The following is a 19,955-nucleotide window of genomic DNA, read 5'->3' as shown; positions in this document are numbered from 1 at the left end:
CGTGCCCTGAGTCAGCCCTGTGTACGGAACACGAGGGACGAATGACCCACCCGGATGACGTCGCCGTCGGCGAGCTGCCAGGTCTGGACCGGGGTGCCGTTCACGGTCGTGCCGTTCGTCGAACCGATGTCGGCGAGCGTGGCGCTCTGGCCGTCCCAGGTGATCTCCAGGTGGCGGCGCGAGACCCCGGTGTCCGGGAGGCGGAAGTCCGCGTCCTGGCCGCGGCCGACGACGTTCCCGCCCTGCTTCAGCGAGTACGTGCGGTTCGAGCCGTCGTCCAGCTGCAGGCTCGCCGCGAGCTGGCGGCCCGGCGCGGGCTGGCCGTAGCCGCCCTGCTGCTGGCCGTACGGGTCGCCGGCCGGGGCGCCGTACGCCTGCTGCTGGCCGTACTGGTCGTACCCGCCCTGCTGCTGGCCGCCGTACTGGTCGTAGCCACCCTGCTGGTAGCCGCCCTGGTCGTAGCCGCCGCCCTGGGGCTGGCCGTAGCCCTGGTCGTACCCGCCGCCCTGGGGCTGCGCGTAGCCGCCCTGGTCGTAGCCGCCGCCTTGAGGCTGGCCGTAGCCCTGGTCGTACCCGCCGCCCTGGGGCTGCTGGCCGTACTGGTCGTAGCCGCCACCCTGCTGCGGCTGGCCGTACTGGTCGTAGCCGCCGCCCTGGGGCTGCTGGCCGCCGTACTGGTCGTATCCACCCTGCTGGCCGTAACCCTGGTCGTACCCGGGCTGCTGGCCACCCTGCTGTCCGTAGCCGTACTGGCCCTGCTGGCCGTACGGGTCACCCTGGTCGTATTGGCCGTAGCCGGGGGGCTGGCTCATTGCTGGGTCTCCTGCGTTGCTGGGTCTGGCCGACCGTGGTGTACCGGCGCCTGAGGGGCGGGCGTCGGGATCGACGGACGAACGGGTCTTGAACTGTCCAGTATGCAGCGCCTCGTTGCGCTCGAGTGATACGACGACGTCACCATAGGTGTCCAGGCCCTCGGCGGCGAGGTGTTCCGCCACCGCCTTGGCCAGCACCTGGGTGACCCGGTGCTCGTCGCCGGCCATGCGCTCGTGGTCAGCCGCCCCCAGGGACACGATGTAGTGATTCGGGGCGAGCTGCCGACCGCCTGCCAGCTCACGAACGTTCTCCTCACTCTCTCGCTCCAGGGCGATCGCCACTTCCTGAGTGACGACGTTGCCACCGAACATGCGCGCGAAAGTGTTCCCCACCAGGTTCTCGAGTCGCCTGTCGAATCGTTCGGCGCGGCCCACCGGGGAAAACCTCCTCACACGTGTGCTTCCGCACCGATCCTATCCGGGTGAGCCAGCCCGGACACGGCCCCCGGTGAAACCCACGAAAACGACCTGCTAGTCTTCTCATCGCTGCCAGAGAGAAGCACTCGGGCGAGTGGCGGAATGGCAGACGCGCACGGTTCAGGTCCGTGTGTCCGAAAGGACGTGAGGGTTCAACTCCCTCCTCGCCCACGCTGTTCAGAGGCCCGATCGCTAGCGCGATCGGGCCTCTTCCCATTTGCCCTATGTCTCCCGGGGGGCCGAGCCCCCCGGACCCCCACGGTGCCTCCCGTCGCCTCCCAGCGTGGTCCGGGAGGCGGCTCGTGGGGTACGTCACCTGTGTTCGCCCTGGGCGAAGTTACGCCGTGTGGGTGGTGATCCAGTCCGCGATCACGTCCGCGCGGCTCGTCGTCTCGATGCCCGCGTGGGGGCAGTTCGGGCCCGTTGCCTCCAGGGAGACCAGCTCGTCGCCCGTGAAGTACGGGGCTCCCGAGTCGTACGTGCAGGCGCTCGTCGTGATCTCCGGGGCCGCGCCGCGGACGCCCAGGGTCGTCGGGTCCACCTTCGCCACCGACACCGTTCCCTGCTGGAGGCGGGTGGCCGGCTTGGGGTTGTCGGGAGTCAGGCTGCCCCAGCCCGCCAGGGTCAGCTGCCGGCCGACCTTCGGGACGGTACGGCTCACCGTCAGGGGCGTCACCGCGGTCACCGGGGAGTCGAGGCGGATCAGGGCGACGTCGTTCTCCTCGGCCTGGAGCACCTCGGTCGCCTTGCGGGCGATGCCGGACTCCGTGGCTTCGTCGGTCAGGCCCAGCGTCACCGTCGTCGGGTACGGGATCTTGCCCGACACCCGGTTGCGGTTCGCGTCGTGGAAGCAGTGGCCGGTCGTCACCACCCAGGCGGGCGCGATGAGCGCGCCCGTGCAGTAGCTGCTGTACGTCGAGCCGTCCGGGCGCGGGATCTTCGTCATCGCGAGCTTCGCGACGAACCCGTACTGGCCCGGCGGGACGTCGGAACCGTGGGCGACGGCCCAGGCGGCGGGAGCGGTGGAGACGGTCAAAACGGCAGCGGCGAGCAGGGCGCGCAGGCGCATTCTTCCCCTTCGTCGAGTCGGTGGTCGACGTTCGACGTTAGGGCCGCCGCCGCGGGCGGGGAATTCCCTGGCCGGGCGTCACCCGGTGGTCCATCGGGTGACGCCCGGCGACGGGTCAGCCGGTGTGCGCGGCGATCCAGTCCGCGATGACGTCCACGCGCGAAGTGGTCTCGAGCTGGTTGTGCGGGCAGTCCGGCCCGGAGGACTCGATCGACACGAGCTGCCCGCCGGAGCCGGCCGCGACGAAGTACGGCGCGCCCGAGTCGTAGACGCAGGCGCTCGTCGTCGACGTCGGGGCGACGCCACGGACACCGAGCGTCGCGCCGGCGACCTGGCCGACCTGCACGGTGCCCTGCTGCAGCTTGGTCGAAGGCGCCGGGTTGACCGCGGTGAGGCTGCCCCAGCCGGCGAGGGTCAGCAGCTGGCCCACCGACGGCGTGACGCGGTTGACCGTCAGCGGTGTGATGTCGGTGACGTCCGCGTCGAGGGTGGCGATCGCGATGTCGTTGGCGCTCGACTGGTAGACGATGACGACGTTGCGGGTCACCCCGGGTGCGCCCTGGTCGACCGTGCCGAGCAGCACGGACGTCGGGTACGGCACCGGCCCGGAGACCCGGTTGCGGTTGGCGTCGTGGAAGCAGTGGCCGGCGGTGATGATCCAGTTCGCCGCGATCAACGCGCCGGAGCACGCGCTGTTGTACTTGGTGCCGTTGGGCCTCGGGATGTCCGTCATGGTGAGTTTCGCGGCGAAGGCGAACTGGCCCGCCGGGACGTCGGAGCCGTTCGCCACGGCCGAAGCCGGCGCCGCGGTGGCGAGCCCGGCGGCCAAGGTCAGGAGAGCAGCGGAAAGCACTGCGCGAACGCGCATCGGTGGATCCCCCTTGTCGTGCACCGGCGATGGTTGCCGGTGATCACTCGCGAGGGTAGCGACGGCGAGGGGGCCGGGAATGCCCTGCTCGGAGCAAAAATCCGGCCCCGGCGCGGTACGCCGGGGCCGGTTTGCCGGAAATGCGCTAGTTCACGCCGACCAGGTCGACGACGAAGACGAGGGTCTCGCCCGGCTTGATCACGCCGCCCGCGCCGCGGTCGCCGTAGGCCAGGTGCGGCGGGATCACGAGCTTGCGGCGGCCGCCGATCTTCATCCCCGCCACGCCCTGGTCCCAGCCGGAGATGACCTGGCCGGCACCGAGGCCGAAGCGCAGCGGCTCGCCGCGGTTCCAGGACGCGTCGAACTCTTCGCCGGTCGAGTGGGAGACGCCCACGTAGTGCACGGTGACGGTCTTGCCCGCCGTGGCCTCCGCGCCGTCACCGACGGTGATGTCGGTGATCTCGAGGTCGGCCGGAGCGGGTCCGTCCGGGCGGTCGATGAGGGGCTTTTCCAAGGTCATGGGCCTCACCGTACCCACGCCCCGGACGCTGCGCCGATCGGACTACGCCCAAAGAGGGGAGAAACGCGAAAAGTCTTCACACTTAGCCTACTGCTCGGTAGCGTGCGCTTCGTCACTCTTCTGGACTGAGGGGAGCCCCGGTATGCGACGAGGCATCCGCGCCCTGACCGTTACGGCACTGGGGGCCCTCGTGGCCGGGCTCACCCAGGTCGCTGTCTCCGCACCGGCCGCGGAGGCGGCCCTGTCACCCGACGACTACTGCGGGGGGCAGTGCAGCGACATCCTCCCGCCCGGCGAGCAGGGCAGCGCCACTCTCGCGGAGATCCTGGCGCACAAGCTGCTCGGCACCCGCCCGGCGCACTCGGCCGACCAGCTCGGGAAGTACTCCTCGCTGGCCAACGGGTACAAGACGCTGACCACGAGCGCGATCAACCAGTACTTCAACGACTCCTCGTTCGGCGTCCCGGCCGACCAGGTGGCGAGCACGTCGAAGCCGCGTGCCGACGTCACGATCGTGCGCGACAAGGCGCTCGGCGTCCCGCACATCACCGGCACCACCCGCGCCGGCACCGAGTTCGGCGCCGGGTACGCGGCCGCGCAGGACCGGCTGTGGCTGATGGACGTGCTGCGGCACGCCGCCCGCGGCCAGGTCACCTCGTTCGCCGGTGGCGCACAGGCCAACCGCGAACTCGAGCAGCAGTTCTTCGCGAACGCGCCGTACACCGAGGCCGAACTGCAGCAGCAGATCGACCGGACGGCCGCCAGCGGCCCGCGCGGCGCGCAGGGGCTCGCCGACGCGCAGGCTTACGTGGAGGGCATCAACAAGTACATCTCCGACTCCTACAACGGCCGGTACTTCCCCGGCGAGTACGTGCTGACCGGCCACGTCGACTCGATCACCAACGCCGGCTCGATCGAGCCGTTCAAGCTGACCGACCTGGTCGCGCTCGCCTCGCTGATCGGCGCCGAGTTCGGCGCGGGCGGCGGCGGCGAGGTCCAGAACGCCATCGCGAAGCTCGCGCTGCAGGAGAAGTACGGCGTCGTGCAGGGCGAGAAGGTGTGGCAGAGCCTGCGCTCGGAGGACGACCCCGAGGCGGTCAAGACGCTGCACGACGGCCAGACCTTCCCGTACGGCAAGACGCCGGCCAACGCGGCCGGCCGGGCGATGCCGGACAAGAACTCGGTGACGCCGCAGCCGCTGGTGTTCGACCAGACCGGTTCGGCCGCCACCGCGACGCCGTCCACTGTGGACGTCGCCGCGCCCGCCGAGCAGGAGCCCGCCCGCGGGATGTTCGAGAACGGCGTGCTGCCGGCGAACCTGCTGAGCGAGAAGCACGGCATGTCGAACGCGCTGCTCGTTTCCGGCGCGAAGACGGCCAGCGGCCACCCGGTCGCCGTGTTCGGCCCGCAGACCGGCTACTTCGCGCCGCAGCTGCTGCTCCTGCAGGAGCTGCAGGGCCCGGGCATCAGCTCGCGCGGCGCGGCCTTCGCCGGGCTGAGCATGTACACGCTCCTCGGTCGCGGCCAGGACTACTCGTGGAGCGCGACGACGTCGGCGCAGGACATCATCGACACCTACGCGCTGCAGCTGTGCGACCCGAACGGCGGCACGCCGACGAAGGACTCGAACTACTACACCTACCAGGGCAAGTGCCTCCCGATGGAGACCGTGGAGGTCAAGAACGCCTGGAAGCCGACGGTCGCCGACGGCACCGCGGCCGGGTCCTACACCCTGCGCAGCTACCGGACCAAGTACGGGCCGGTGCAGAGCCGGGCGACCGTCGGCGGCAAGCCGGTGGCGTACGCGGCGCTGCGGTCGTCCTACTTCCACGAGGTCGACTCGCTGATCGGGTTCCAGGAGCTGAACGACCCGACCTTCGTCAAGTCCGCGGCGGACTTCCAGAAGGCCGCGTCCGACATCAACTTCACCTTCAACTGGTTCTACGCCGACTCCAAGGACATCGCCTACTTCAACTCCGGGGCCAACCCGGCGCGGCAGTCCGATGTGGACCCGAACATGCCGGTGTGGGGCGACCAGGGCCACGACTGGGCCGGCTGGAACCCGGCGGGCAACCTCGCGACCTACACGCCGGCGGCGCAGCACCCGCAGTCGGTCAACCAGGACTACTACGTCAGCTGGAACAACGCCCAGGCCAACGGCTACGCCGCGGCCGGCGCGGACAAGTCGGCCGTGCACCGCGTCGACCTGCTCGACTCGCGGGTGAAGCAGCTGATCTCCAGCGGCACCAAGGTCACCCGGGTGAACCTGACCCAGGCGATGGCGGACGCCGCGCTGGCCGACCTGCGGGCCGAGCGCGTGCTGCCGCTGCTGCTGCAGGTGCTCGACAAGACGCCGACGACCGGTGCGGCGGCGGACGCCGAGGCGAAGCTCAAGACGTGGCTCTCGAACGGCCACCTGCGCAAGGAGACTTCGCCGGGTAGCAAGACGTACGCCGACGCCGACGCGATCCGCATCTTCGACGCCTGGTGGCCGCTGCTCGTCCAGGCCGAGTTCAAGCCCGGCATGGGCGACGCCGCCTACAACGCGATGACGAGCGTGCTCGGCATCAACGAAAGCCCGTCCGGCTGGCAGAACGGCAACGGCCAGCACACCGGCCAGCCCCACAAGGGCTCGTCGTTCCAGTACGGCTGGTGGGGTTACGTCAGCAAGGACATCCGGCAGGTGCTCGGCCAGCCGGTGGCGGGCCCGCTGGCGCAGACGTTCTGCGGCGGCGGCGACGCCACCGCGTGCCGCCAGGCGCTCGTCGACTCGCTGACCACGGCCGCCGGCCAGGCCGCGAACACCGTCTACCCCGGTGACGCGAACTGCTCGGCGGGCGACCAGTGGTGCGCCGACTCGATCATCCAGAACCCGCTCGGCGGCATCACGCAGGACAAGATCAGCTGGCAGAACCGGCCGACCTTCCAGCAGGTCGTCGAGTACGCGGCGCACCGCGGGGACAACATCGCCAACCTGGCGGCGACGAAGACGGTCAGCGCCACGAGCGCCGAGACCGGCTTCTACAACTCGCCGGCGTCGAACGCGATCGACGGGAACGCCTCGACCCGGTGGGCCAGCGACTGGAGCGACGACCAGGCGATCACCGTCGACCTCGGTTCGGTCCAGCAGGTCTCGCGGGTGGTGCTCAACTGGGAGGCCGCGTACGGCAGGAGCTACCGGATCCAGCTCTCGCCGGACGCGGTCAACTGGACGGACGCGGCGGTGGTGACCGACGGCGACGGCGGTCAGGACAACCTCGCCTTCGCCGCGACCCCGGCCCGGTTCGTCAAGATGCAGGGCGTGCAGCGCGGCACCAAGTACGGCTACTCGCTGTACGAGTTCGAGGTGTACGCCCACTGAGGTCCTCTGCCGCGGCTCTCGTGAGTGGTAATTCGGGTTCTAACCCGAATTACCACTCACGAGGGGGTGCGTACCGTGAGGCGCATGGACGACTGGACGCCTCGCACCAAGGCCATCGCCGCCGGCCGGCCGCACGGCCCCGGCGAGCCGCTGAACACCCCGCTCGTCGCCACCAGCACGTACCAGGCAGGTGGCGACTTCGCGTATGCGCGGGGTGACGGGACGCCGACCTGGCACGCGCTCGAGGAAGCCGTCGGCGCCTTGGAAGGCGGGCACGCGACGGCGTTCGCGTCCGGCGTCGCCACCCTCTCCGCGGTACTGGACCTGCTGCCGGTCGGGTCACGGGTCGCCGTGCCGACGTTCAGCTACGCCGTGACACGCGGGGTCCTGGCCCACGCGCAGCAGCTCGGCAAGCTCGCCGTCACCGAGCTCGACCCCACCGACACCGAGGCCTGGGTCGCCGAGGCCGCGACGTCCGACCTGGTCTGGCTGGAGTCGCCGACCAACCCGACCCTCGACGTCATGGACATCGGGACGATCGCGGCCGCCGCGCGCGGCCGGGTCGTCGTCGACAACACCTTCGCGACGCCGTTGCAGCAGCGGCCGCTCGAGCTCGGCGCGGACGTCGTCGTGCACAGCGCGACCAAGCTCATCGGCGGGCACAGCGACCTGCTGCTGGGCATCACCGTGGCCGAGGACCCGGCCGTCGCGGCCGAGCTGCGGGGCGCGCGGACGCGGGTCGGGTCGACGCCGGGGGCCCTCGAAGCCTGGCTGGCGCTGCGCGGGCTGCGGACCATGCCCGTGCGGCTCGCCGAGCAGTCCCGCACCGCCGCGCTGCTGGCTTCGCGGCTCGGCGAGCACCCGGCGGTGCGGCGGGTGCGTTACCCGGGCTTCGGGATGATGGTCTCCTTCGACCTCGCTGACGCCGAGACGGCGGACCGCTTCTGCGCCTCGGTCCGGCTGATCCGGTCGGCGACGAGCCTCGGCGGCGTCGAAAGCCTGGTCGAGCGGCGGGCGTGGCTGGCGGGCGAGGAGCGCGTCCCGCCCGGGCTGATCCGGTTCAGCGTGGGCCTGGAAGATCCCGACGACCTGTGGGACGACTTGGTGATCGCCCTACCGGCGTAACGCATGCCTCCGAATCGGCGATAGTCGCAACATCGCAGGTCACGGCGTTGGGAGTACATTGTGGGCAGAACGCTGAGCAGGGTCGCCGGGGTCGTTTTCGCGGGTGCGCTCGCCACCTTCGCCGCCACGCCCGCCGCGCTGGCGCAGACGGAAACCAGCACGTCACCCACGGAAACCACGACGTCCACTTCGGAGACGTCGACTTCGGAAACTTCGACCTCGAGCAGCCCGACGAGCACCACGGCGCCTTCGTCCACCTCGGCGACGACCCCGTCGCAGCGCACGAACGGTGACGTCAAGACCACCGAAAAGCAGCGGGTCGCGCCCAAGGCGGAGCCCGAGCTCAAGGGTGACACCCAGGAGCTCCCGAAGGGCGACGGCTACCAGGACAACGTCGGGCACGGTTTCGTCGGCCTCGGCGGCGAGGGCGTCCTGGTCATCGCCTGCGCGGCCGGCCGGCCCGGTGCGGTCGCCACCCAGTACCTCAGCGTCACCGGCGGCCCGGACCAGGACGAGGCCGACGGCCGCCTGTGGAACTACTCCGTGCGCGTCGTCGACGCCCCGGCCGGCACCACCACCGCGAAGTTCAGCTGGACCTGCGGAGGTGTCGAGGGCAACGGGACCGTCGAGTTCGAGCAGAAGCCGCAGCCGCCGACCTCGACCGTGACCGTGACGGCGACCGCGACGAGCACGGCCACGAGCACGGTCACCAGCACGCCGTCGTCCGGCGCCCCGGCCTCGAGCACCGCGCCGATCACGACCGGCTCCACGCCCGCCGGCAACGCCGCTCCGAAGGCCCAGGTCAAGGTCGCGCCCAAGGGCGGGGTCGAGACCGGCTTCGGCGGCACGGCCTGGTGACGGCTCGCCGGGCGGGTGCGGCGCTCGCCCTGGTGCTGGCCCTCGCCGGGTGCGGCACTGCCGAGCCGTCGCCGGCCGCGGCGCCCGCCCCGGTCCCGTCTTCGGTGCCGTTGACCGTGCCGTTCAAGGGAATCCGCCCGACGTCGGTGAAGATCCCGAAGATCGGCGCCGAGTCGAGCCTGCTCGCGGTCGCCGTGAAACCGGACGGCTCGATCTCGGTGCCGTCGGTGCACACGCCGATGCAGGCGGCCTGGTACAAGCTCTCGCCGGTGCCCGGCGACGTCGGCCCGGCGATCGTGCTCGGGCATGTCGACGGCGACAAGAAGCCCGGCATCTTCTACAAGCTCAAGGACCTCGCGCCCGGCGACGAGGTCGACATCGACCGCAGCGACGGCAAGCAGCTGAAGTTCGTCGTCGACCGCGTCACCCAGGTCCCGAAGGAGACGTTCCCGCGCGACGCCGTCTACGGCAACAGCGACAAACCGGAACTGCGGCTGATCACCTGCGGTGGCGCGTTCGACCACGCCGAGCACAGCTATAAGGACAACATCGTCGTCTACGCGAAGCTAGCCAACGCCTGAGCCCGGGTACGGGAACTCCGGCTTCAACGACGTCCCGGGGCACACCCAGCGCCGCATGCCCGCGTCGCAGACCGCGTAACCCCAGTTGATCAGCTGGTCCTGCGTCGTTTCGGACATCCGGGTCAGCCGGGTCTTCGTCTCGGCGAGCTTCCTGGTCTGCCCGACGGGGGCGGGCAGGGCGTCCGGCAGTTCGAAGTTCTCGATGTCGCTGTAGGTCGCCCAGTACGTCCCGGCGTACGTCTTGTCCTCATAGGACTTGAGCAGTGAGCCGGTGCGCAGCTCGCGGACCTGGTTGTCCATCACGGTCAGCACGCGCAGCAGCTGCATCGGCCAGTTGTGCCTCGGCTTGGCCTCGTGCCTCATCTTCTTGCCCGCGTCGCTGACCAGAACGGTCGCCCGCTGGTTCTCGATCGGGTCGAGGCCGAGGTTGTCGTACACGCCCGCGTCGCTCAGGACGATCTTGCGGCCGGGCTGGTGCGGGTCGTCGATGACGACCGGCGAGAGCATCGGCGGGAAGGCCGACGACGCCGCGACCGCGGTGGCCAGCGGGATCTGCCCGTGCGGGCCCGGCTGCCGGAAGAACCACCACAGCGAGCCGTCCTGCAGGCTGGTCGCGGTGAACACGAAGTTCGGCCCGGCCGGGTCGAGGTCCGCGAGGCAGCAGTCGCCGAAGAGGTGCTTCGCGTAGCGGCGCGCGAGTTCTTCTCCGGCGCTTCGCCACGGCATGAACATCGCCTTCAGCGTGACCGGGACGTCGAGGTTGGTGCGGGCGAGTTTCCGCAGCGGCTGCACGACTTCCTTGCCGAAGTTCTCCGCGACGCCGTCCTCGCCGAAGTACAGCTTGTGCCACGCGTGCGCGAGCACCCCGGCCGCGATCGAACCGCCGGAGACGCTGGAGACGGTGGTCAGCTTCGGTAGCCAGCCGAGCTCGTTGAGCCGCCACAGCGCGCCGGCGTGGAAAAGCATTGCGCGATAGCCACCGCCGGAAAGCGCGAGGCCGACACCGTCCCGTTTCGCCGCGTCCACGTGGCCGAGTTTAGGACCGCAGCTTTCGGGGGCTCCGGGTGGCGGAGCCCCCGGCCCGGGGCGAAGCCCCGGAGGTCACTGCAGCAACGGCGCGAGCAGCGGGCGTTGCCCGGCCGGGACGTATTCGGCGTAGTTGTCGTACAACGCCTGTTTGGCCAGGTGCGCCGCGGCCGTGCCGTCGGCCGCGCGGATCGCGTCGAGCACCTCGGCGTGGTGGGCGAGCCAGGTGCGCATCAACGACGTCCGGTTGCTGGCGTGCTCGAGCTTGTCCTCGATCAGTTCCAGCACGACCCCGCGCACGACCTCTTCACTGACCACCAGCAGCGGGTTGCGGGAGATGCGCGCGATCACCTCGTGGAAGGCGACGTCGGCGCGGCTGAACTCGGCATACCCGCGCGAGACGCCTTCGCGCATCGATTCCAGGGCCGCGTCGAGGCCGGTCAGGTCGGCTTCGGTGCGGAGCTCGGCGGCGAGCAGGTGGGCCGAGCCGTCGAGGATCATCCGGAACTGCAGCAGCTCGGCGAGCCCGACGTGGTCGGCGCGGGCGAGCCGGTGCATCGAGCGGTGCAGCGCGGCGGGTGAGGCGGCCAGCACCTCCGGGCCGCGCGGGTCCCCGGGCCGCGACCGGATCATCTCGGCCGCCTGCAGCACGCGCAGGGCTTCGCGGATGGTCGAGCGGCCGACGCCGAACTGCGTCATCAGCTCGCGCTCGCTCGGCAGGCGTTCCCCCGGTTTGAGCGCGCCGCTGACCACGGCCTGCTCGATCTGCTCGACGACCCGCTCGTACGCGCGGACCGGAGCCACCGGTTCGAACCGCATCCCTTGACCTCGTCGTGCGCTCGGTGCAGGCTACTGGTCAGACCAGTGTACTTACCCGGAGGCTGGATGAAAGCCCGACTTCACGTGCTGGCAGCGACGCTGCTGCTCGTGGTGTCCGGTTGCTCGGCCGGCTCGTCGGCCAGTGTTTCCGCTGGTCCAGGCACGCTTTCCGTCGGCTTCACCGCGGAACCGGCGAACTTCGACTTCACCCGCACCGACGGCGCCGCCATCCCGCAGGCCTTGCTCTACAACGTCTACGAAGGACTGGTGAAGCTCGACGCGCAGGGCCGGATCGTGCCACTGCTCGCGCAGTCGTGGACGATCAGCCCGGACCGCCGCACCTACGACTTCCAGCTGCGGCAAGGCGTCGAGTTCAGCAACGGCGCGCCCTTCACCGCGGAGGACGTCAAGTTCTCGCTGCTGCGCGTGAAGACCGACTGGACCATCTCGATCAAGGCGAACATGGACGTCATCGACCACGTCGACGTCGTCGCGCCGGACCACGCGCGGGTCGTGCTCTCGAAGCCGTCCAACGGCTGGCTGTTCAGCCTCACCAGCCGGCTCGGCGCGATGTTCAGCCCCACCGGCGTCGCCGACCTGGCGAACAAGCCGGTCGGCACCGGGCCGTACGTCGTTTCGGCGCGCAAGCGCGGCGACTCCGTGGTGTTGAAGGCAAATCCCGGGTACTGGGGCCGGAAACCGGCGTACTCGACGGTGGTCCTCAAGTACATCAAGGACCCGACCGCGCTGAACAACGCATTGTTCAGCAACGGCATCGACGTCATCTCGGCGATCACCGCACCCGATTCCATCCCGCAGTTCCAGGCCGACGACCGGTTCCAGGTCGTCCAGGGCACGACGAACTCCGAAGTCACCCTGGCCATGAACAACGCGCGGCCGCCGCTGAACGACGTCCGCGTGCGCCAGGCCCTGACGTACGCGATCGACCGGAAGGCGTTGCTGGACACGGCCTGGGCTGGTCGCGGCACGCTGATCGGCAGCATGGTCCCGCCGACCGACCCCTGGTACGAGGACCTTTCGAACGTTTATCGCTTCGATCCCGCGCACGCCAAAGCGTTGCTGTCCGAAGCCGGCGCGACGAACCTGAACCTGCGGCTGCGGATCCCGAACCTGCCCTACGCGGTGTCGGCCGCGCAGGTCGTCCAGTCGCAGCTCGCCGACGTCGGCGTGCGGACCACGATCGAGCCGCTCGACTTCCCGGCCGTCTGGCTCAAGCAGGTGTTCACCGACCACGACTACGACCTGTCGATCATCCAGCACGTCGAGGCCAGGGACATCACGACGTTCGGGAAGCCGAAGTACTACTGGGGTTACGACGGCAAGCGCGTCCAGCAGTTGCTCGCCGAGGCCGACAGCGGGACGCCGGAGCAGCAGGTCGCGGACATGAAACAGGTGGCGCGGCAGCTGAACGCCGACGCGGCCGCGGACTGGCTCTTCCTGTTCCCCAACGTGATCGTCGCGAAGACGAAGGTCGGCGGGTTCGTCCAGAACCAGGTCAGCGAGTCCTTCGACCTCACCGGGCTGGCGCCGCGATGACCGCCCGGGTGCTGCGCCGGGTGGCGATCTTCGTGGTCAGCGTGCTGGTCGCGTCGATCGTGGTGTTCCTGTTCATGGCCGTGCTGCCGGGCGACCCGGCGCAGGTCGCGCTCGGCGTCAACGCGACGCCGGAGCTGCTGGCCAAGACCCGCGCGGAGTTCGGCATCGACCGCCCGCTCGTGACGCAGTACTTCGACTGGATCGGCGGCGTGCTGCACGGCGACTTCGGCCGCTCGTACGTGACGCGCGAGGCGATCGGCCCGCAGCTGCTCGACCGCCTCGGCGTGACGCTGTGGCTGGTCGGCGCGGGCATGCTGGTGGCGCTGGTGATCGCCGTTCCCGCAGGCACGTTCGCCGCGGTGAAGCATCGGAAGGCGGCCGGCGCGGGTGTGTCCGGGCTGTCGCAGATCGGCGTCGCGGTTCCCGCGTTCCTCGCCGGGATCATCCTCGTGCAGATCTTCGCCGTGCAGCTGCGGTGGCTGCCGTCCGGCGGGTGGACGCCACCGAACCAGGACTTCGGCGAGTTCTTCCACGGGCTGATCCTCCCGGCCTTGTCACTGGGGCTGGTCCAAGGCGCGGTGCTCACGCGGTACGTCCGGTCGGCGGTGCTCGACACGCTCGGCCAGGACTACCTGCGCACCGCGCGGTCCAAGGGACTGCGGCCGGGACAGGCGTTGGTGCGGCACGGTTTGCGCAACGCGTCGGTTCCGGTGGTGACGGTCCTGGGTCTCCAGCTCGCGACGCTGCTGATCGGCGCGGTCGTCGTCGAGCGCGTGTTCGTGCTGCCCGGGCTGGGCTCGATGCTGCTGGACGCCGTCTCCGCGCGTGACCTGCTGACCGTGCAGGGGATCGTGCTCGTGCTGGTGGTCGGCGTGCTGCTGGTCAACTTCGTCGTCGACGTCCTCTACACCGTGCTCGACCCGCGATTGCGAGGTTCCTGATGCGCAATCTGGTGCTGGGCGGGGTGCTCGTCGGGCTGGTCGTGGTGGCCGCGTTGCTGTCGTTCGCGTGGACGCCGTTCGACCCGGTGAAGGTCGACGCGGCCCACCGGCTGCTCGGCTTCACCGGCTCCCACTGGTTCGGCACCGACAAGTTCGGCCGCGACCTGCTGAGCCAGCTCATGGTCGGCGCCCGCACGACGTTGTACGTCGGGGTCGTCGCCGTCGGCATCGCCGCGGTGATCGGCACGCCGCTGGGCGTCCTGGCCGGGATGTCACCGCGGTGGCTCGGCGAGTTCGTCATGCGGGTCAACGATCTCGTGCTCGCGTTCCCCGCGCTGCTGCTGGCCATCATGTTCGGCGCGGTGTTCGGGGCGGACACGCTGACCGCGATGGTCGCCATCGGCATCGCGACGATCCCGTCGTTCGCCCGCATTGCCCGGTCCGGGACGCTGCAGGTGATGAGCACCGAGTTCGTGCTCGCCGCCCGCGCGGGCGGCCGGTCGCGGCTGAACATCGCGCTGCGGCACGTGCTGCCGAACATCTCCGGCCTGCTGATCGTGCAGGCGTCGGTGTCGTTCGCGATCGCCGTGCTCGCCGAAGCCGCCTTGTCGTTCCTCGGCTTCGGCACGCGGCCGCCGACGCCGTCGTGGGGCCGGATGCTGCAGGAGTCCCAAGAGTTGCTGACCGTGCAGCCGCGGCTGGCGCTGGTGCCCGGCATCGCGATCGCCGTCGCCGTGCTCGGCTTCAACCTCCTCGGCGACGGCCTCCGCGACCGCCTGGATCCCCGATTGGCGGCGCGCGTATGACGCTTTCGGTGTCGGGACTCCGGGTCGGTGACCTGGTCCGGGACGTCTCCTTCGAGATCGGTGCCGGCGAACGCGTCGGGCTGATCGGCGAATCCGGGTCCGGGAAGTCGCTGACGGCGCTGGCGATCATGGGCCTGCTGCCCGAGGAGCTGCGCGCGTCGGGTTCGGTGCGCCTGGGTGACCGCGAGCTGCTCGGAATGTCCGAAAAGGACTTGTCGCGGTTGCGCGGCGACGAGCTGGCCATGGTCTTCCAGGAGCCGATGACGGCGTTGAACCCGGCCATGCGCGTCGGCCGTCAGGTCACCGAACCCGGGCGGATCCACGGCCGCCGCCACCGCGCGGAAGAGCTCCTCGACGCGGTGGGCCTGCCGGGCACCGCCCGCGCGTACCCCCACCAGCTCTCCGGCGGGCAGCGGCAGCGGGTCGTGCTCGCGATGGCGCTGGCCAACGAGCCGTCGCTGCTGATCTGCGACGAGCCGACCACCGCGCTCGACGTCACCGTGCAGGCCCAGATCCTTTCGCTGATCAAGGCGTCGTTGCCCGCCGAGAGCGCGTTGCTGTTCATCACGCACGATCTCGCCGTCGTGGCGTCGGTGTGTGAGCGCGTGCTGGTGATGCTGGACGGCGAGATCGTCGAAGCGGGCTCGACGCGCGAAGTGCTGACGTCGCCTTCGCACGCCTACACGCGGAAGCTCCTCGACGCCTCGGACCTGGGGGCCCGGCGATGATGATCGAAGTCCGCGACCTCGAACGCCGCTACGCCCGCCGGGACGTGCACGCCCTGCGCGGCGTCAGCTTCGACGTCGAGGCGGGGGAGCGGTTCGGCATCGTCGGGGAGTCCGGCTCCGGGAAGTCCACGCTGGTCCGGCTGCTGGCCGCGCTCGACAAGCCGACGGCAGGCACGGTCTCGTTCCAGGGCAGGCGCATCGACGACCTGCCCGAACGCCGCCTCGGCTTCCTGCGCTCGGAGCTGCAGATCGTCTTCCAGGACCCGATGGGCTCGCTCGACCCGCGGATGCGTGTGCTGGACATCGTTTCCGAGCCGCTCGGCCGCCGGGAGCCGGACCGCGTCGCCGAGCTGCTCGCCGCCGTCGGCCTGCCCGCGGACGCGGCGGGGCGTTATCCGCACCAGTTCTCCGGCGGTCAGCGGCAGCGGATCTCGATCGCCCGCGCGCTGGCCCCGAACCCGAGCGTGCTGATCGCCGACGAGCCGGTCAGCGCGCTCGACGTCTCCGTGCGCGGCCAGATCCTCGACCTGCTCGGCTCGCTGGTCGAGCAGTTCGCGCTGACGCTGGTCTTCGTGTCGCACGACCTCGGCGTCGTCCGGCACGTCTGCGACCGGGTCGCGGTGATGCGCCGGGGCGAGATCGTCGAACTCGGTGACGTGTCGCAGGTCTACGACGCGCCGGAGCACGAGTACACGCGAGAACTGCTGGCCGCCGCGCCGAACCTGCGCGCGGAGCTGGCCCGCCTGCGCGGAGGTGTCGATGACTGACGACTATTCGAGGCTGTTCCGGCTCGACGGCCGGCGGGCCGTCGTGCTCGGCGCGGGCGGCATCGGCCGCGAAGCCGCGCGGGCGCTGGCCGCGCACGGCGCTTCGGTGGTGTGCGCGGACGTCGACCTCGAGGCCGCGCGCGAAACCGGCGCCGGCGAGGCGTACGAGGTCGACCTGCTCGAACCCGGCGCCGTCGATCGCGCGGCGGCCGACCTCGGACCGCAGGACATCGTGGTGCTGACCGCGGGGGTCAACGTCCGCAAACGCTTGCTCGACTACACGCGCGAGGAGTTCGACCGGGTCGTCGCGCTGAACCTCGGCGTGGCGTTCGAGGTCGTCCGCGTCTTCGGCGCCGGCATGGTCGCGCAGGGCCGGGGGAGCATCATCGGCTTCTCGTCGATCCGCGGGACGACCGTCGAGCCCGGCCAGGGCCCGTACGCGGCGACGAAGGCCGGGCTCGTCCAGCTGTTCCGGACGGCGGCGGCGGAGTTCGGGCCGTCCGGTGTCCGGGTCAACGCGATCGCGCCCGGCGTCGTCGAGACCCCGCTGACCGCGCAGATCAAGGCGAACCCCGAGTGGTACGACGCGTACGCGGCGAAGGGCGCGTTGGGCCGTTGGGCGCGTCCGGAGGAGCTGGCCGGAGCTGTCGTGTACCTCGCTTCGGACGCTTCGTCGTTCGTGACCGGCTCTGTCCTGGCCGTGGACGGTGGCTGGACCGCCGTCGACGGCCGCTTCGACCCGCCAGCTTCGTGAGGAGCGTCCATGACCGAGCTGCCTGACCTGACCGCTGTCGAGCTTGTCGCCCAGTACCGCGCGAAGACGCTCTCGCCCGTCGAGGTGACCGAAGCCGTTGTCGCGCGGATCGAAGCGCGAGAGCCGGAGCTGCACGCGTTGTACGCGTACGACCCGTCAGGCGCTCGCGAAGACGCGAAGGCGTCCGAAGCACGCTGGGCGGCCGGCGAACCACTGGGCCCGATCGACGGCGTTCCCCTCACGCTCAAGGAGAACATCGCGACCCGCGGCACGCCGGTGCCGCTGGGCACGGCGGCGACCGCGCTGGTCCCGGCCACCGAGGACGCCCCGGCGGCCGCGCGGGTCCGCGAGTCCGGCGCCGTCGTGCTGGCCAAGACGACCATGCCGGACTACGGCATGCTGACGTCCGGGCTGTCGAGCTTCCACCCGACGGCCCGCAACCCGTGGCAGCTCTCGGCCACGCCCGGCGGGTCCAGCGCGGGCGCCGGCGCCGCGGCCGCCGCGGGCTACGGCCCGCTCCACGTCGGCACGGACATCGGCGGCTCGATCCGGCTGCCCGCGGGCTGGTGCGGCCTCACCGGGCTGAAGCCCAGCTTCGGCCGGGTGCCGGTCGTCCCACCGTTCCTCGGCCGCGTCGCCGGCCCGATGACCCGGACGGTCGCCGACACGGCGCTGCTGATGAGCGTGCTCTCGCGCCCGGACCCGCGCGACCACCTGTGCCTGCCGCCGTCGGAGTTCGACTGGGCTTCCCTGGATCTCCCGGTGGCCGGCCTGCGCGTCGGCCTGCAGCTCGAGTCCGGTCCCGGGCTCCCGGTGGACCCGGCGATCCGCGACGCCGTCACCGCGGCGGCCCGGGCGTTCGAAGCCGCGGGCGCGGTCGTCGAGCCGGTCGAGCCGTTCCTCACCCGCTCCATGCTGACGGGGCTGGACGTGTTCTGGCGCACGCGGGCGTGGTCGGACATGACGGCCCTGCCGCCCGACCGCCGCGCGAAGGTCCTGCCGTACATCGCGGACTGGGCGGCGGGCGGCGCGAACGCGTCCGGTGTGGACGTCTACCGCGGCTTCGCGCAGATCGACGAGATCAGTGTCGCGGCCCTGCGCGCGACCTCGGCGTTCGACGTCGTGCTGTCCCCGACCTGCCCGGTCGCGGCGCCGCCGGCGGAGTGGGCGTCGCCGACGAACGACCCGGCCCGGCCGTTCGAGCACATCGCGTTCACCGTGCCGTACAACATGTCCGGCCAGCCCGCGGTGTCGCTGAACTGCGGCTACACCGACGACGGCCGCCCGATCGGCCTCCAGCTCGCCGGCCGCCGCTTCGACGACCTCGGCGTCCTGCGCGCCGCCGCGGCGTACGAGCGGCTCCGCCCGCCGCAGCGGCCCTGGCCGATCGGGTAGGGAAGGAGTTCCGGACCTTCGGCGAAGCAGGGGTGAAGCTGTCGCCGACGGGAAGGAACCCCATGACAGAGGCAGCCCCATGACGGCGGCCCCGGTGCTCGGCAGCGAGCAGTTCACCGAAGTGCACGACCGCTACTTCGCGGACATCCACCGGTACGTCGCCGGGCGCCTCGGCGCGCAGGTGGCGGAGGACGTCGCCGCGGAGACGTTCCTCGTCGCCTTCGACCGCCGGAAGACGTTCGACGCCACCCGTGGCGACCTGCGTGCCTGGCTCTTCGGCATCGCGACGAACCTGGTCTCCCGCCACCGCCGCAAGGAGGCCCGGCACTACCGCGCGCTCTCCCGGCTCGACCCGCGTGAGGCCGCCGAAGGCCACGAAAGCCGTGTCGTCGCTTCGGTGACGGTCGCGCGGCTGGGAAAGGCGTTGGCCCAGCTGTCCGTCGGCGAGCGCGACGTCCTGCTGCTCGTCGCGCTCGGCGACCTCGGTTACGCCGAAGTGGCCGAGGCACTCGGCATCTCCCCGGGCACGGTCGGCTCCCGGCTGACGCGGGCCCGCAAGAAGCTCACCCCCGTTCTCGCCCAGGAGGCCTCCGATGAATGACCTGCAGACGTTGCGCGCCGCGCTGGCGCCGGGCGAAGTGCCCCAGGACGTCGTCGACCGGAGCCGGCACCGGCTGCGCAATCACATGCTGGCGGCACCACGCCGCCGGGTGCGCCCGCTGGCGATCGGCGCCGGCCTGGTCGCCGCCGCGGCGGCGGCAGCCGTCATGGTGGCAACTCTGCCCGGCTCGCCGTCACCCGCTCCGCAGCCGCAGGCCGTGGCTCCGGTCGTCACCGGTCAGCAGGTCCTGCTGGCGGCGGCCACGGTGGCCGAGCGGTCCCCGGCGGGCACCGGCAAGTACTGGCACGTCAAGACGGCCACGGACGACCTGGTCTACGAGGACTGGTACTCGGCCGACGGCCACCTGTGGTTCCGCGGCGAGAAGTCCGGCGGCAAGGTCCTGCCGCTGGGGCTGGCCCCGCTGCGGCTGGCCGGCACCACGGTGAGCTTCGAGCAGCTCAGGACCCTGCCCACCGACCCGGCGGCGCTGCGTGACTGGCTCGTGAACGCGATCGCCCACAGCGGCGCCCGGACGAGCGCGGGCCCGTTCACCGCGGAGGACCGGGAACGGGAGCTGCTGCTGTCGACGGTCTCGCTGGTGTCGACGTTGCCGGCGCCCCCGGCCGTGCGAGCAGCGGCCTTCCGCGCGATCGCGGCGTACCCCGGCGTCCAGGACCTCGGCCCCGTCCCGGGCGGCCGAGGTTTCCTGCTGCCCGGGGACTACCGCCTGGTGGTCGACCCCGCAACGGCACGCATCAGCCACACCTCGATGTTCGTAACCGCGGACGGCGCCATCTACGGAGCCACCGGCCCACAGGGCGCGGAGGTCAGTGCCGAGTGGACGGACTCGCTGCCGAAGTGAGCCACCCCGGTGGCCGGGCGACCAGCCC

General features: G+C 71.1%; 19 protein-coding genes and 1 tRNA gene. 14 read left to right on the top strand and 6 right to left on the bottom strand.

The genetic code is table 11. The features are described from left to right. Window positions 1–11: 11 nt before the first annotated feature. Entirely contained in the window at window positions 12–1,247 is a 1,236-nt protein-coding gene (locus tag ACWED2_RS11185) for a DUF3662 and FHA domain-containing protein (protein ID WP_449690297.1), read from the bottom strand. Window positions 1,248–1,377: 130 nt separating this feature from the next. Here ACWED2_RS11185 and ACWED2_RS11180 point away from each other — a divergent pair. Next, window positions 1,378–1,460, top strand: a tRNA-Leu gene (locus ACWED2_RS11180). A 166-nt stretch (window positions 1,461–1,626) separates the two neighbouring features. On the opposite strand, the gene ACWED2_RS11175 is transcribed toward ACWED2_RS11180, so the two are convergent. The 3 genes from ACWED2_RS11175 to ACWED2_RS11165 form a co-directional block, all read right to left on the bottom strand. Further along, on the bottom strand, window positions 1,627–2,358 hold the full coding sequence (locus ACWED2_RS11175; RefSeq protein WP_449690296.1) for a S1 family peptidase: 732 nt from the start codon (window positions 2,356–2,358) through the stop codon (window positions 1,627–1,629). Window positions 2,359–2,473: 115 nt separating this feature from the next. Continuing rightward, the gene (locus ACWED2_RS11170; protein WP_449690295.1) at window positions 2,474–3,226 is read right to left on the bottom strand and encodes a S1 family peptidase; all 753 of its coding nucleotides are present in this window, start codon (window positions 3,224–3,226) and stop codon (window positions 2,474–2,476) included. A 145-nt stretch (window positions 3,227–3,371) separates the two neighbouring features. Beyond that, complete coding sequence (locus tag ACWED2_RS11165) at window positions 3,372–3,746, bottom strand: FKBP-type peptidyl-prolyl cis-trans isomerase (protein ID WP_449690294.1); 375 nt, start codon at window positions 3,744–3,746, stop codon at window positions 3,372–3,374. A gap of 142 nt (window positions 3,747–3,888) precedes the next feature. On the opposite strand from ACWED2_RS11165, the gene ACWED2_RS11160 reads away from it, so the two are divergent. From ACWED2_RS11160 to ACWED2_RS11145, 4 genes are all read left to right on the top strand, one after another. Further along, a complete protein-coding gene (locus ACWED2_RS11160; RefSeq protein ID WP_449690293.1) occupies window positions 3,889–7,107 on the top strand; it encodes a penicillin acylase family protein in 3,219 nt (1,072 codons plus the stop codon). A gap of 84 nt (window positions 7,108–7,191) precedes the next feature. After that, complete coding sequence (locus ACWED2_RS11155; RefSeq protein WP_449690292.1) at window positions 7,192–8,232, top strand: trans-sulfuration enzyme family protein; 1,041 nt, start codon at window positions 7,192–7,194, stop codon at window positions 8,230–8,232. A 60-nt stretch (window positions 8,233–8,292) separates the two neighbouring features. Beyond that, the gene (locus tag ACWED2_RS11150; protein WP_449690291.1) at window positions 8,293–9,090 is read left to right on the top strand and encodes a hypothetical protein; all 798 of its coding nucleotides are present in this window, start codon (window positions 8,293–8,295) and stop codon (window positions 9,088–9,090) included. Further along, window positions 9,087–9,671, top strand: a complete 585-nt coding sequence (locus ACWED2_RS11145; RefSeq protein ID WP_449690290.1) for a class F sortase — start codon at window positions 9,087–9,089, stop codon at window positions 9,669–9,671. The genes ACWED2_RS11150 and ACWED2_RS11145 overlap by 4 nt, the downstream gene beginning before the upstream one ends. Here ACWED2_RS11145 and ACWED2_RS11140 read toward each other — a convergent pair. Next, window positions 9,657–10,697: a patatin-like phospholipase family protein gene (locus tag ACWED2_RS11140; protein ID WP_449690289.1), complete on the bottom strand. Its 1,041-nt coding sequence runs from the start codon at window positions 10,695–10,697 to the stop codon at window positions 9,657–9,659. The genes ACWED2_RS11145 and ACWED2_RS11140 overlap by 15 nt on opposite strands. 75 nt (window positions 10,698–10,772) lie before the next feature. Next, on the bottom strand, window positions 10,773–11,516 hold the full coding sequence (locus tag ACWED2_RS11135) for a FadR/GntR family transcriptional regulator (RefSeq protein ID WP_449690288.1): 744 nt from the start codon (window positions 11,514–11,516) through the stop codon (window positions 10,773–10,775). A gap of 66 nt (window positions 11,517–11,582) precedes the next feature. Between ACWED2_RS11135 and ACWED2_RS11130 the strand changes: the two genes are divergently transcribed. The 9 genes from ACWED2_RS11130 to ACWED2_RS11090 all read left to right on the top strand — a co-directional run bounded on the left by ACWED2_RS11130 (window position 11,583) and on the right by ACWED2_RS11090 (window position 19,927). Beyond that, window positions 11,583–13,073 carry an ABC transporter substrate-binding protein gene (locus tag ACWED2_RS11130; protein WP_449690287.1) on the top strand — a complete coding sequence of 497 codons (1,491 nt, stop codon included), beginning with the start codon at window positions 11,583–11,585 and terminating at the stop codon, window positions 13,071–13,073. After that, window positions 13,070–14,014, top strand: coding sequence for an ABC transporter permease (locus tag ACWED2_RS11125; protein WP_449690286.1), 945 nt, complete (start codon window positions 13,070–13,072; stop codon window positions 14,012–14,014). The genes ACWED2_RS11130 and ACWED2_RS11125 overlap by 4 nt, the downstream gene beginning before the upstream one ends. Next, window positions 14,014–14,820, top strand: a complete 807-nt coding sequence (locus tag ACWED2_RS11120; protein ID WP_449690285.1) for an ABC transporter permease — start codon at window positions 14,014–14,016, stop codon at window positions 14,818–14,820. The genes ACWED2_RS11125 and ACWED2_RS11120 overlap by 1 nt, the downstream gene beginning before the upstream one ends. Then, the gene (locus ACWED2_RS11115; RefSeq protein WP_449690284.1) at window positions 14,817–15,548 is read left to right on the top strand and encodes an ABC transporter ATP-binding protein; all 732 of its coding nucleotides are present in this window, start codon (window positions 14,817–14,819) and stop codon (window positions 15,546–15,548) included. Before ACWED2_RS11120 ends, ACWED2_RS11115 begins: the two co-directional genes overlap by 4 nt. Continuing rightward, window positions 15,545–16,315, top strand: coding sequence for an ABC transporter ATP-binding protein (locus ACWED2_RS11110; protein WP_449690283.1), 771 nt, complete (start codon window positions 15,545–15,547; stop codon window positions 16,313–16,315). Before ACWED2_RS11115 ends, ACWED2_RS11110 begins: the two co-directional genes overlap by 4 nt. Then, window positions 16,308–17,069: an SDR family NAD(P)-dependent oxidoreductase gene (locus ACWED2_RS11105; RefSeq protein WP_449690282.1), complete on the top strand. Its 762-nt coding sequence runs from the start codon at window positions 16,308–16,310 to the stop codon at window positions 17,067–17,069. The genes ACWED2_RS11110 and ACWED2_RS11105 overlap by 8 nt, the downstream gene beginning before the upstream one ends. A gap of 9 nt (window positions 17,070–17,078) precedes the next feature. After that, window positions 17,079–18,464 (top strand): amidase, encoded by a 1,386-nt coding sequence (locus ACWED2_RS11100; RefSeq protein ID WP_449690281.1) that lies wholly within the window; start codon window positions 17,079–17,081, stop codon window positions 18,462–18,464. Window positions 18,465–18,543: 79 nt separating this feature from the next. Then, window positions 18,544–19,065, top strand: coding sequence for an RNA polymerase sigma factor (locus ACWED2_RS11095; RefSeq protein ID WP_449690280.1), 522 nt, complete (start codon window positions 18,544–18,546; stop codon window positions 19,063–19,065). Continuing rightward, window positions 19,058–19,927 (top strand): CU044_5270 family protein, encoded by an 870-nt coding sequence (locus ACWED2_RS11090; RefSeq protein WP_449690279.1) that lies wholly within the window; start codon window positions 19,058–19,060, stop codon window positions 19,925–19,927. The genes ACWED2_RS11095 and ACWED2_RS11090 overlap by 8 nt, the downstream gene beginning before the upstream one ends. Window positions 19,928–19,955: the final 28 nt, after the last annotated feature.

Source organism: Amycolatopsis sp. NPDC005003 (assembly GCF_053600695.1).
Note: the sequence above shows the minus strand (reverse complement) of the source record. Positions and strands in the feature narration are given on the sequence as shown.